9 protein-coding genes and 3 CRISPR repeat arrays are annotated in these 12,844 nt (G+C 26.2%); all 9 genes read right to left on the minus strand.

The annotated features are described in order from the left end of the window. Window positions 1-64: 64 nt before the first annotated feature. A CRISPR array of direct repeats spans window positions 65-1,161; the repeat unit is 30 nt; unit sequence GTTTCAATTCCTCATAGGTAGTATATCAAC. A 195-nt stretch (window positions 1,162-1,356) separates the two neighbouring features. Then, the gene (gene cas2, locus GOQ29_RS08130) at window positions 1,357-1,620 is read right to left on the minus strand and encodes a CRISPR-associated endonuclease Cas2 (RefSeq protein WP_203372158.1); all 264 of its coding nucleotides are present in this window, start codon (window positions 1,618-1,620) and stop codon (window positions 1,357-1,359) included. Window positions 1,621-1,622: 2 nt separating this feature from the next. After that, window positions 1,623-2,615, minus strand: coding sequence for a type I-B CRISPR-associated endonuclease Cas1b (gene cas1b, locus GOQ29_RS08135; protein WP_203372159.1), 993 nt, complete (start codon window positions 2,613-2,615; stop codon window positions 1,623-1,625). 10 nt (window positions 2,616-2,625) lie between these two features. Continuing rightward, the gene (gene cas4 / locus GOQ29_RS08140) at window positions 2,626-3,126 is read right to left on the minus strand and encodes a CRISPR-associated protein Cas4 (RefSeq protein WP_203372160.1); all 501 of its coding nucleotides are present in this window, start codon (window positions 3,124-3,126) and stop codon (window positions 2,626-2,628) included. 12 nt (window positions 3,127-3,138) lie between these two features. Then, complete coding sequence (gene cas3, locus GOQ29_RS08145) at window positions 3,139-5,415, minus strand: CRISPR-associated helicase Cas3' (RefSeq protein ID WP_203372161.1); 2,277 nt, start codon at window positions 5,413-5,415, stop codon at window positions 3,139-3,141. A gap of 12 nt (window positions 5,416-5,427) precedes the next feature. Next, the gene (gene cas5b / locus GOQ29_RS08150; RefSeq protein WP_203372162.1) at window positions 5,428-6,177 is read right to left on the minus strand and encodes a type I-B CRISPR-associated protein Cas5b; all 750 of its coding nucleotides are present in this window, start codon (window positions 6,175-6,177) and stop codon (window positions 5,428-5,430) included. Window positions 6,178-6,182: 5 nt separating this feature from the next. Beyond that, window positions 6,183-7,067, minus strand: coding sequence for a type I-B CRISPR-associated protein Cas7/Csh2 (gene cas7b / locus GOQ29_RS08155; RefSeq protein ID WP_207750676.1), 885 nt, complete (start codon window positions 7,065-7,067; stop codon window positions 6,183-6,185). Beyond that, window positions 7,060-8,961 (minus strand): TIGR02556 family CRISPR-associated protein, encoded by a 1,902-nt coding sequence (locus GOQ29_RS08160; RefSeq protein ID WP_203372163.1) that lies wholly within the window; start codon window positions 8,959-8,961, stop codon window positions 7,060-7,062. Before GOQ29_RS08160 ends, cas7b begins: the two co-directional genes overlap by 8 nt. Before the next feature lie 15 nt (window positions 8,962-8,976). Next, window positions 8,977-9,705 (minus strand): CRISPR-associated endoribonuclease Cas6, encoded by a 729-nt coding sequence (cas6, locus tag GOQ29_RS08165; RefSeq protein ID WP_203372164.1) that lies wholly within the window; start codon window positions 9,703-9,705, stop codon window positions 8,977-8,979. A gap of 391 nt (window positions 9,706-10,096) precedes the next feature. Then, window positions 10,097-10,455: direct repeats of the CRISPR family, unit length 30 nt; unit sequence GTTTACATTCCATTATGGTTCTATTAAAAG. Window positions 10,456-10,488: 33 nt separating this feature from the next. Beyond that, window positions 10,489-11,609, minus strand: a protein-coding gene (locus tag GOQ29_RS08170) for an IS3 family transposase (RefSeq protein WP_203372165.1) whose coding sequence is annotated in 2 segments (ribosomal slippage) — window positions 10,489-11,360 and window positions 11,360-11,609 — 1,122 coding nt in all. Because the reading frame shifts where the segments join, the coding sequence is not laid out codon by codon here. Window positions 11,610-11,715: 106 nt separating this feature from the next. Then, window positions 11,716-12,812: direct repeats of the CRISPR family, unit length 30 nt; unit sequence GTTTACATTCCATTATGGTTCTATTAAAAG. The last annotated feature ends 32 nt before the right edge of the window (window positions 12,813-12,844 follow it).

Genomic DNA, 12,844 nt, shown 5'->3' on the forward strand with positions numbered 1-12,844 from the left:
TCAATTCCTCATAGGTAGTATATCAACCTCACCGTTATCCCTCCTTTAAATCTTCATATTCTTCGTTTCAATTCCTCATAGGTAGTATATCAACGTAGTTATGAAACTGCTATGGTAAATGGGAGTAGATTGCGTTTCAATTCCTCATAGGTAGTATATCAACTTTTAATCCACTTATAACGTTTTGAAGTCCAGAAAAGTTTCAATTCCTCATAGGTAGTATATCAACTCTGAATTTTTAGCCATATATTTTATATCGTATTTTCGTTTCAATTCCTCATAGGTAGTATATCAACGATGAAACAGAATACCTGAAAGCAGGACAAGAAATATGTTTCAATTCCTCATAGGTAGTATATCAACTTTTCTTGACATATATCCATAGGAAACTGGATACAAGTTTCAATTCCTCATAGGTAGTATATCAACTTTGATTTAAAAATCAAAATCACCTGTGACAAATCAAGTTTCAATTCCTCATAGGTAGTATATCAACTTTATACCGTTAATCTAGAGGATGAAAAAGAAGTACGTTTCAATTCCTCATAGGTAGTATATCAACTAATTCCATCTACAAGTGTCCCCTCTGATCTCTGTAAGTTTCAATTCCTCATAGGTAGTATATCAACAAGACATAACAAAATGGATTAACAAGAATTTAAATTGGTTTCAATTCCTCATAGGTAGTATATCAACTCGTGAGGTACAACTACTGTGCCATTAGGGAGATATGTGTTTCAATTCCTCATAGGTAGTATATCAACCAAAGTGTTTTTATTTGGGTACTACCTCCAACCCAGTTTCAATTCCTCATAGGTAGTATATCAACCTGATTGGTACGAGCACATGAAAACCTACTACAATTAGTTTCAATTCCTCATAGGTAGTATATCAACGGAAGAAATAAAAAATGCAGAGCTAGAAGTAAAAATATGTTTCAATTCCTCATAGGTAGTATATCAACTCTTGTGGTAAAGCATCATATTCTGCTTGAGTTACAGTTTCAATTCCTCATAGGTAGTATATCAACTCTTTGATGTAGATTTCTAAATCATTTTCATCAGCGTTTCAATTCCTCATAGGTAGTATATCAACTTTTTCATTTCTACTTATAGGAGTTCCGTTTAAAATGTTTCAATTCCTCATAGGTAGTATATCAACCCATTAAAACACAGGTATTTACTCATTGTTAATTTGACGTAATTTAAAATATCCTCATTCATATATATTCTATACTAAAATCAAATCTCCTTCTATAATAGTAATGTTATTGAAATCCTTATCTTTATTCATAAAACAAAATTGTCGTCGGTCTCCAGAGGTTTTTACTTTACTGGAGGTCGACGACAATTTATCTTAAAAGAAATTTTCTTCTCCACCTTTTTTAACACCCATAATTTCTATTGAAGAATATTTAGTAGTTCTAAAAGAATATATTATAACAGAATCCTTATCATCTTTAATAATTTTGTTTAGTTCTAATTTTAATTTTGCTAAATTTGCTTCCGATATATTTCCTTCAAATACTGAGTTTTGTACCCAATGAAGATATCTTCTACAGGTTTTAAGTACTTTTGCTACTCTTTTTTCTCCTATATCATATACTAATATAACAAACATCTCTACCACCTAGATATATATGGATCATAGTTTTTTTCACCGATTATATGTTTTTCTAACTTGTAAAGTTCCATTCTCATAAGTCTTCTATATGATACATTTCGTCCTAAGTCTCTATGCTTTATAGTAGCTCTAAGTCTATCATCAAATCCTTTGGCAAATACTTTCCTTGCCTTGTCTTTTAAAATTATTCCATTGACATCTTCTTCAAAATCCTTCTCAGTTATCATCTTTTTTCCTATGAAAGTAAATATAAGTCTATCAACTATTATAGGTTTAAATATTTCTGATATATCTAGATTTAAAGTAAATCTTCTAAAATTCGTACTATGTAGATATCCTATTCGTGGATCTAAATGAGTCTTGTATATTTCTGATAATATAGTTACATATATCATTGAATTTCCAAAACTAATTAAAGAATTTAATTTATTCTCTGGTGGTCTTCTACTTCTTTTAATAAATTCAAATCCACTTCCTTCTAATATTTCATCAAATCCCCTATAATAAATTTCTCTTATATTACCTTCTATACCCATCAATTCATTTATGCTTTCACATCTATATATTTCTTTTGATAATGTTTTTATATGTTCTTCTACTTCTGATAAATTTTTGCCTCTATTACTATAATATTTAAGTACATTTAGCATGTTCTTATAGCTTCCTTCTACAAAGCTATTTGCTATTTTATACCTCTTTTCTTCATCTAAATAATGCTCTGATTGTTTTAATGTAACATACCCTGAATTTAAATGTTCTCTAGGATAATATGAACCCATATAATAACCATAATAATTAAAAAAATGAATTATTATTTCCTTTTGAGAAATATAATCTAAAAATTTCTTATTCAAACTAACCTCTCCAAATATAAAAAAGTCACTTACATCTTCTATAGGTATAAAATTTCTCTTATCTTCTGTTTCAAAATATATAGTATTATCCTTTCTCTTTATTTCTCCATCATTAAATATATAAATTATCTTTTTCATAGCCTCCTCCTCATGACCAACAAAATTCACTATAGGCACAATTTCTGCAATATCGTGTTTTCTTAGGCAGTAAAGGATATTCATCATATATTAATTTTAATATTTCTTTTTCTACATATTTAATTTTATTAATCATATCTTCATCTAATACAATCTCAACTCTTTTTCTTTCCTTAGGAAACATAAGTACACCTTGTCCTTCTACTCCATATTCTTTAAGTTTATATAAATAATATGCTAATTGCATCTTTGCACTTTCTTCATACTTAGAACTCTTTTTCACTTCTCCTATTAAAACATTTCCTTTATTCTTTTTTAATATATCTATTTTTATATTTCCTATTGAAATTTCTTTTTTATCTCTTGAATAGGAACTTTCATGAATAAATCTGCCTATATCCATATATTTATTATCTTGATCCCCAGTAATACTTCTAGACATAAGCCATACTTCTCTTTTACATATATAGTAATACCATATAAGTGTTCCATTCACATTTATATCTTCCATTAAATCACTCCTTTAAAAGAAGATAGCTCCCTCTATATCATCTCTATTGAATCCTATATTTTGATCGTACACTCTTTCTTTATCTTCACGAGGCATTCTTACTATATTATAATTTCTATCAATATCAAATTCCTTAATAAATTTATCTGGTAATGATATCATATATTTTCTCATCTTATTATTAACTTTAAGTAATCTATTATATTTTTCTTTTGATTTAGGCGCATCCTTTATTTCTTTATACTCTTCTATCAAATCAATAGCTTCATCATCTATTTCAAAAAACGCATCAACATAGTTTGGTCTATTTTCTATCACAGAAAATCCTTTTATTATATCAAAATCTAATTTTTCTATAGCCTCTCTATATTTCATATATTCATCTTTAGTATTTTTCTTTTTATATGTCTCTTTGAAATATTCTTCAACTATATATAAAAAGTCTGATTCTTCCAATGATTTTCCTTTCAATATTTCATGAGTAATATTTAATAGCATATTTCCATAAACATATTTACCATATAGATCATTATCATCTTTAATCATTCTAACTACTTTTACTTCACCTTTATCTTTATTATTCCTATTACATCTACCTGCTGCCTGTATTATGCTATCTAAAGGAGCTAAATCCCTTATAACTACATCAAAATCTAAATCAACTCCCGCTTCTATTACTTGAGTAGATATTACTATAGGCTTAAAATTCATTATATCTTTTATTATTTTTATTCTTTCTTTTCTTTCCTTAGGTACTATATTTGTAGATAAATATAATACCTCCCTATTTATATCTTTTATTCTTTTATATAAATCAATAGATTGTCCTATTGTATTACATACAATCAAATAAGATTTTTCTTCTAAATTATCTTTAAAATTCTGAGCAAATTCATCTATAGAAACTACTTTATTATTATAAGATAAATTAACTCTATTTAATTTTTTAAAATACATTCCATTGTTATCCAATAATTCTATACTGTCATTTAATATAATAGGTTTCGTAGCAGTCATCGTTATAACTCTACAATCTAACTCATCACATATTTTTCTAAGTAAATACTCAATTAATTGCCAATATTTTATTGGTAAACTTTGTAATTCATCTAATATTATCACTGATCCTTTAATAGAATGAAGCTTCTTTAACATCTTATTTCTATGTCCCAATAAACTCTCAAATAATTGAACAAATGTTGTAACTATAATAGAGCTATTCCATCCTTCTATCAATAATTTAGCTTGATCAGTATCATATTCAGTCTCTTCACTTTTATATTGAGACTCTTCTAAGCTATGGTGTTTTATTATATATTTACTAGAGTTTTCTTTGAAATTATCCGTTTTTTTATATAGATTCACTATTACATCATAATTTTGATCTATTATAGAAGTAAAAGGAAGAGCATATACTATCTTTCTATCCCCATGATACTCTGATAACTTTCTTGCTGCATAAAATCCTGCTAAAGTTTTTCCAGTACCTGTAGGAGCTGTAATAGAAAATATTCTTTCATCATAATTCTTTTCTATATTTTCTTGGATTGAATTAAATACTTTTTTCCTTAATAGTGATAATTCATCATTATTTTTAAATTCATTAGAATAAATCTTTAATAATTCATCATAGGATATATTACTTATTCCATAACTATAAGTTTCGGAAGCACTCATTTTATCTCCATCTATCAATGAAGAATACATTAATTGATGTATATAAAATATCTTGTCTATGTCTATCATTTCCATATCTATTTGAGTTTTTACTCGTTTCAAATTAGTGAGTATTTCTTTATAAGGTCTATTTTCAATAAAAGATTTAAACTGATCCTCTAAATTAGTCTCTTTTAAATCCTCATATATTTCATTATGATTTTTCTTCATATCATCTATCTGTTTATCTATCAAATCTAATTCCCATTTAATATTATTTATATCTCTTTTAGTTTTAGGTAATTTTTCATTTATATCTTTTAAATTTCCATGATGATGAAGTATGACACTATATATTAATAGAGGAAGAAAACTTTCTTCCCCTATTAATTCTTGTCCCACATATGCACCAAATATTGCTGAAATATAACTATGATCACCTAAAGGATTTTTATTATTGTCGTATAATCTCCTTTGAAAATAACTTGTATATTTACCAAAATCATGAGCTTTTGTAGCAATTTCTAATGCTAATAATATGTTTTCATCATCAATAGAATTATATTCCTTGGCCTTTTCCGTCACTTCCATAATATGCTCTGTTAATTTTTTATTTTGATGAGACTCAAACATATATATCATCCTTTACATAAATACTATATTTTCTTGAATTCCATTATATTTAAGTTCTAAATAATCATATTTTAACCTTACCGGTAAAGTATTAATATTTTCATCATATATATATGATTCTACTGACTTAATATTTCGTTCACTTTTGAATTCTTTAGACATTCTTTCCTTAACTATCATAAAATTATTGGGATTTATTTTACTAAAAACTACTCCTCTATCTACTATCTTACTTAAAGGTATTATAGATGATATATTTACAGTATCTTTGCTCTTCTTTATTTCTCCTGATATTTTACCTAAGTATTTTATACCACAATTGAAAGAGGCTGCACCTAAAAATGGACTATAATAATATTTTTTATTCTTTAATCTATTTTCCAATTCAGCCATTTTATTATTATCTTCAAAACTAGCATATATTCTATAGCTCAATTCTCCAGCATCAGATAATACTAATTCATAAGGGATTTGTGTATGATTCTTTGGTTTTTCAAAATCTTTTTTTGTTGTTATTTTCATATAATTCACACTTTGTAAAATCTTTCGAGTTTTTATATTTTTCTTTACTGCTATATCTACATTTTCTACAGAAAAATCATCATAATATGTATCTCTATCTATCCCCAATACAGCTGCAATAAGTCCTGCAATTGTAGTTCTAGGAGGTACACTATAAGATAATGATGATGAATTAGTATAAAATTTTCTAAAATGTGCAGCATATCCTTTTATATCAAATATTAATACATCTTTTTTCATAGAAATCACCCAATTTCTACTAAGTTAATTTTTTTAAATATATCTGTAATTTCTCCCTCTATAATTTTCATATTAGGGTGTTTATAATAATAAATTGTATCTATTTTATCTTTGTTTTCTTCTAAATAAGCAAATAATTCTTTTAAGCTTAGCTCTACTTCTGATATATCTCTAGGATTTTGTTTTATTTCATTAAGTTTTACCATACTTCTCATATCGCCTAAAATAGTTTCATTATCTTTATATTCTACTCTTAAGTATAATCTTGAATATTGTCCAACTTTACTTCTAGTAGCAAGTAAAGGTATTGACTTAACTATAGAATTATCTAATTTAGATAAATCTTCTTCTTTTAACAGTGTTTCTTTTGCTCTATTTCCACTAATTACTCCCGAAAAAGCTACAAAAGAATATTTAACTCTATAGTCTCTACCCATAGCTCCTTGACTATTTTTATCCCCTGTAGCAAAATGACTTGTTATAGCGGATTCCATCAATTCAACTTTATTTAGTGAATAACCCCAATTAAACTGAACTGGTCCTGTAAAAGTTTTAGTGCTGCCTTGAATTGGCATAGTTGCTCCAAATAATCTAACATCTATTAAGTTATTTAATATATCCTCACTTTCTAATTTTTTCTTTCCTAAATCATCTTTCAATTTATCTACAATCTTTTCAGGTTTAACTGATTTTCCGTCTAATTTTTTAACAAATATATCTTCACCATTATTATTAAAATAATCTCTAATATATCTTTTTAATCTTAAATCTGATACCAAATTAATTTCTCTTTCATAATCCATTCTTGGTCTATTTTCTTCATCAGGATCTCCATTAGGATTTGTCATTTTAGCATCATATAAAAATAAAATTTCACTATTTTTAATCATTTTTATTCTCCTTTCCCATCATGGCTTTAGTTGTTCCATATGCGTATCCAGACATAATATAGTATAAATTGTCATGTTTGCTTAAATTCCAATGAGATATATGCTTGTCCAATAAAGTTTTATGTGCAAAGTATACTTTTTCATTGTATTTAAGAACATCATTTTGCCTTAATTTTTCTACGATCTCACTGGATAATCTTTTTATTTTATTTAAATCCATGCTATTAAAATTGATCTTATTTAATATTGGTTTCTTTCCTTCTCTTTCCCTATGCTGTCTATTTCCTACTTGAGCCACAAGATACCCTAAGAGAAATAATGATGATTCTTCTTCAGAATAATTCATTTCCTCTATATAATCTTTTATATGATCATATATGTCTAATTTTTCTATATCCATTCCATCTCCCTCCTTTAAACATCCTATTTCTTCTAAAAGTTTTATGAGCATATTAGATTGTATTATATCCCTACTAAAATATTTATTAGGTTGTATATTAAATTGTTTTTCTTTGTTAAAATAATGAATTTTCATCATATTTATAAAGCCTTTTATTAATACTTCTTTATTAATAATATTTCCTTTGAATACAGAATCATATATAGATAATAAATTTCTAAAATCCTGTACCTCTCTATCTTTAATTTTTACAGGATTTAAGTAATATATTGATTGCAATCCTAAAGGCATTTTAAAATCATATGATATTAATTTTTTAAATTTATTTTGAACATCTTTTGATGAAAGAATTATTTTTGTAAATCTAGAAGGATTAACATCTTTTATAAGTCTTTGTACCTTAACAGACTTTTGATTTATTTTATAAAATAAAATATTTAATAAATAGTAATTTTCTTGATCTACCAGGTCAAGTAAATTTGTTATATTATCTTCAGTCTTAACTATTTCCTCTACATTTTTGGCTTGATTAAAAGTATCCTTAATTCCTTTAGATATATTATCCATTTGTCTTTTTTTAAACTTAGGATCAAATAAAAAGTGTGGAATAATATATACTGGCATACCTGCTAATTTAGTATTTAGATTATCTATTATATATTGTTCTCCAGTCATTAAATAAGTCATACAATTTTCACATATTTGCATATTTTTTTCATAATTACCCTTTGAAAAATTTGATGGAAAATTAATATTAGTAGTTGTATAAAACTTTAGTTGTAATTTACTAGTATCATCACTTACTTTAGTTGTACTACTACATACTGAACAATGTCCTTTTTTATTATTATCATCTAAACCATATCTTTCATTCTTGATAGCTTCCCTATAGTCTTCGTTATTACTTACAGGTTCATCATCAATAGATAGAAAATATAATGAAATATCTCTAGTTTTAAGCCCTAACTCATCCTTTATATAATTATCTAATCGTTTAGATATATCTTTAATCGTCTTTTTTACATCTTTTTTGTTTACATTGTAAATTTCTTCTATATTTTCAAAGTCATTATTTATTTTATTAATATTTATTACATATCTATATCTATTATTTAATCCCTTCTGTTCGCCCATATCATAATAGTAGCTATTTAATATATTTTGTAATTTACTACTTAATTTTTTTAGATTCATAGAAATAATATTAGGTATTGTCTGAGAAATTAGATATTCTAACTTATTTCCAGTTGTATACCACTGAGGTGATACCGCTCCTGTAGCTGTTCCTATCCATAGTAATTCTTCATTAGAATTATTATGCATTTCCCCATAATCTTTTATCTCTATACACTTATTTTTTGTATTAAAATTAATTTGAATTATATGATAATAATTATCTTTTTTATCTTTAATATCTATATTTTTAATCAAATTATATAAGGCATTTTTATCGTCATAGACAATCTTTCCAACCTGTAAAATACCTTCTTGCATTTATAAACCTCCTTTCTATTCTCGAATTTCAAAACAGCCAAATCCTTGAGAGTTTTTACTTCCAAATCCTGTATCATAAGCTAATTTTAATAACTTTTTGTCCCCCCTAACTTTAAACTCTCCTAGCCAACCCTTTATTATAAATCCTTTATATCTAGTAATAACAGGATAAGTCCTTTTAGGTAGAATATTGAAATCTTCATTATTTATTTCTTCATTATAAACCACATTATATTTTTTCTTTAAATTTTCATATATTAACTCATCGAATAAAGCCTCTCCTGGAGCATGATAGATAGTTTTCTTATGACCATGTATATCTACAGTACTATATATAACTATAGGCGATAACATCTTAATATCAATTTCTTCATTATTTATATTCTTATTTTCTACCTCCATATTCTCTATATTTATTTTATTATCTCCTAAATACATTTCTTTCTCATTCAACACCGTATTACCAAAATCATTTAGAAATTCATCTACTAATGATGAAATTGTTATATAAATAGGAGACTCAAAAGATATCCTTTTTCTTTTCTTATCTATTTGATATTTCCCTTCTATTCTGCTAAATGTAAATAATTTGAAGTTCCTCTTTTCATATTTAAATCCTTTATCATGAAGAAATTTTCTAAACTTTTCATCAGAAATATTATTATAAATAAAACCTTGAATAATACTATTATAGTTAATTGGTAAATTTAATTTAGTAAAGGTCATTTTAAGTTTAATTCTCATTTTTATCCCCCTTGAAGTTAAATTTATATTACGTCTTTATTATTCAATTCTAGACAAAAACCAAAACTCCTTCAAAATATTTTGAATATTTTTGTCCATTTATGTCAATTTCAATTTCTTATAGGTACTATATCAATAAGGACATTAAAAAAGAACTTACCTGAGTAAGTTCTAGGTTTCAATTCCTTATAGATACTATATCAATCCATTCAAATATAGGTATATAGCCATTTCTCTTTTTATATACCTTGAATACTATGAATTAATATATATTCTATATTAAATCTAAATTTCCTTCCATAAAAATAAAATTATTTAATAACATATATCCAACCATTCTGGTTCTATTATAAGGGTGTGGATATTGATGTACTAGGACAAAATTGTAAAAAATTACATTTCATTATGGTTCTATTAAAAGTCTCTTTTTTCCCATTCTCGTATATTTCATTTATTTACATTCCATTATGGTTCTATTAAAAGATCTTTCTCCTCTAATGAACCATTAAGTTTTTCAATTGTTTACATTCCATTATGGTTCTATTAAAAGTTATCTAAAGCATTGAAGGTGTCTCCACTATACATCAGTTTACATTCCATTATGGTTCTATTAAAAGAATGCAGGAGATATATATCTGGATATAGATATACCTGTTTACATTCCATTATGGTTCTATTAAAAGGGACTCTAGAAGATAAAAACGAAGTAGTTCCTGAATGTTTACATTCCATTATGGTTCTATTAAAAGTACATTAGACACATCTTGGATTGTCAACAGTTATTTAGACAGTTTTTTTAAGGTTATGTAATTTATAATCTCTAGGGCTAAGATATCCTAGAGTTGAATGTATTCTAAAATTATTAAACCAATTAATATAGTCTAATAACATTATTTCTAACTGCTGTAAACTTTCAAAATGATAATTTTTAGCAAATTCAGTTTTAAATATTTTAAATGTTGCCCCTGCAACAGCATTATCATAAGGACATCCTTTCATACTCAATGATCTCTTTATATTAAAGGTGTCTAATACTTCATCAATTATTTTATTTTTAAATTCATTTCCTCTATCTGTATGAAAAAGAGTGATATTATCTAATCGGGTAGATACACTTGAAAAAGCCCTATATACTAGGTTTGCATCTTTATATTTACCTACACTATGACCTATTATTTCTCTATTATATAGATCGATTAAAATACATACATAATTCCACTTGTTATCTACTCTTACATAAGTTAAATCGCTTACTACTACAGAATAAGGTGTATTAGTATTGAATTTTCTATTAAGCTCATTTGATATTTTGGATTCATTACATTTATTAGGATGAGGCTTGTATTGAGCAACAGTATAATTGGATACAAGTCCATTTTCTTTCATTATTCTACCTATTTTTCTTCTAGAAACTATGAAACCTAATTTATTTAATTCAACTTTGATTTTTCTAGTCCCATAATTATTTCGACTAGCTTTGAAAATATCAATAACCTTCGGTGTAATTTTATCAGTATCTATTTTTTGTTTGGATTCATAATAGTAAGTGCTTCTAGATAATTGTAGGACTTTGCACATTGCTGATATACTGTATTTGTGAGAGTTGTTTTTAATCACATTTACTTTCGTCCTAATATCAGCGCCGCTTGCTTTAAAATATCATTCTCCATCTTAAGTTTTTGGTTCTCTTTTCTCAATTTAATTAACTCATTTTCCTCCGGAGAGCGATTATCTTTCTCTTTAAATGAACCAGTTTCTTGACTTCTTTTAATCCAAGTATTAAAAGCGGTAGGAGTTAAGTCATACTCAGCAATAATATCTTTTTTAGGCTTACCACTTTCGTATAATTTAACCATTTGTTCCTTAAATTCATCAGTAAAAGTTCTTCTTTGTCTTTTAGTCATACAAACCATTCTCCTTAATATATATTATTGTATTTAGTTTACATGACCTTATTTTTCTTGTCTAGTTTATTGTAGCCTATCCATCTTTTTCCCAAGCGTTATAAGTGTTTACATTCCATTATGGTTCTATTAAAAGATGTCAGTACATCACAAATTACAGATAAAACAACTATGTTTACATTCCATTATGGTTCTATTAAAAGAAGTGAAAATATATATAATAAATACTGTATATAGATGTTTACATTCCATTATGGTTCTATTAAAAGCTACAGTATCTTTTATATTACTAACAATTTCTTCTATGTTTACATTCCATTATGGTTCTATTAAAAGAATGATGATCTTGATGATTTATCTATACTTCTTCTTAGTTTACATTCCATTATGGTTCTATTAAAAGTTTAAACATTTATACATTTCAATCACTCCCACGACCGTTTACATTCCATTATGGTTCTATTAAAAGGTATCGCTTGATGATAAGTAGGCTGCAACCTCTATCAGTTTACATTCCATTATGGTTCTATTAAAAGTAAACTTTAGGAGGGATTATTTTGTATAAATTACAAGTGTTTACATTCCATTATGGTTCTATTAAAAGGGTATAGACCTACCTCGCATAAAAATGGAAGTAGACAGTTTACATTCCATTATGGTTCTATTAAAAGTGTCATATCATAATACACTGTTTCATATGTTTTTTCGTTTACATTCCATTATGGTTCTATTAAAAGGATATTATAAAAAAACTGTTAGGAGATAGATATTATTGTTTACATTCCATTATGGTTCTATTAAAAGAGAGATAATATATATATGTATGATAATTCTATGCAAAGTTTACATTCCATTATGGTTCTATTAAAAGAAGAAAATACTCCAGCAAATAGAATGCCAAGTTTCTGTTTACATTCCATTATGGTTCTATTAAAAGGAACAAGGCTTTACACTTGGCAAGGATAAAGAAAGATGTTTACATTCCATTATGGTTCTATTAAAAGTATTTCATCTTTAGCCATATCACCACCCCTTTATTTGTTTACATTCCATTATGGTTCTATTAAAAGTCCTCTATTAAATGAAATTAATTTTGTTAATACAACGTTTACATTCCATTATGGTTCTATTAAAAGCTTTTTTAATTGTATTTACCATCTGAGTATCATCCTTGTTTACATTCCATTATGGTTCTATTAAAAGTTAATGCCCTTTTTTATTTCTGCTATGTTAAT

The organism is Anaeromonas gelatinilytica, from assembly GCF_016820635.1.
GTDB lineage: Bacteria > Bacillota > Clostridia > Tissierellales > SIT17 > Anaeromonas > Anaeromonas gelatinilytica.

Excerpts from the sequence above, each read along its gene's own strand:
- cas5b (WP_203372162.1), bottom strand. The coding sequence starts at position 6,177 with ATGAAAAAAGATGTATTAATATTTGATATAAAAGGATATGCTGCACAT.
- cas4 (WP_203372160.1), bottom strand. The coding sequence starts at position 3,126 with ATGGAAGATATAAATGTGAATGGAACACTTATATGGTATTACTATATA.
- GOQ29_RS08160 (WP_203372163.1), bottom strand. The coding sequence starts at position 8,961 with ATGCAAGAAGGTATTTTACAGGTTGGAAAGATTGTCTATGACGATAAA.
- cas3 (WP_203372161.1), bottom strand. The coding sequence starts at position 5,415 with ATGTTTGAGTCTCATCAAAATAAAAAATTAACAGAGCATATTATGGAA.
- cas2 (WP_203372158.1), bottom strand. The coding sequence starts at position 1,620 with ATGTTTGTTATATTAGTATATGATATAGGAGAAAAAAGAGTAGCAAAA.
- cas1b (WP_203372159.1), bottom strand. The coding sequence starts at position 2,615 with ATGAAAAAGATAATTTATATATTTAATGATGGAGAAATAAAGAGAAAG.
- cas7b (WP_207750676.1), bottom strand. The coding sequence starts at position 7,067 with ATGATTAAAAATAGTGAAATTTTATTTTTATATGATGCTAAAATGACA.
- cas6 (WP_203372164.1), bottom strand. The coding sequence starts at position 9,705 with ATGAGAATTAAACTTAAAATGACCTTTACTAAATTAAATTTACCAATT.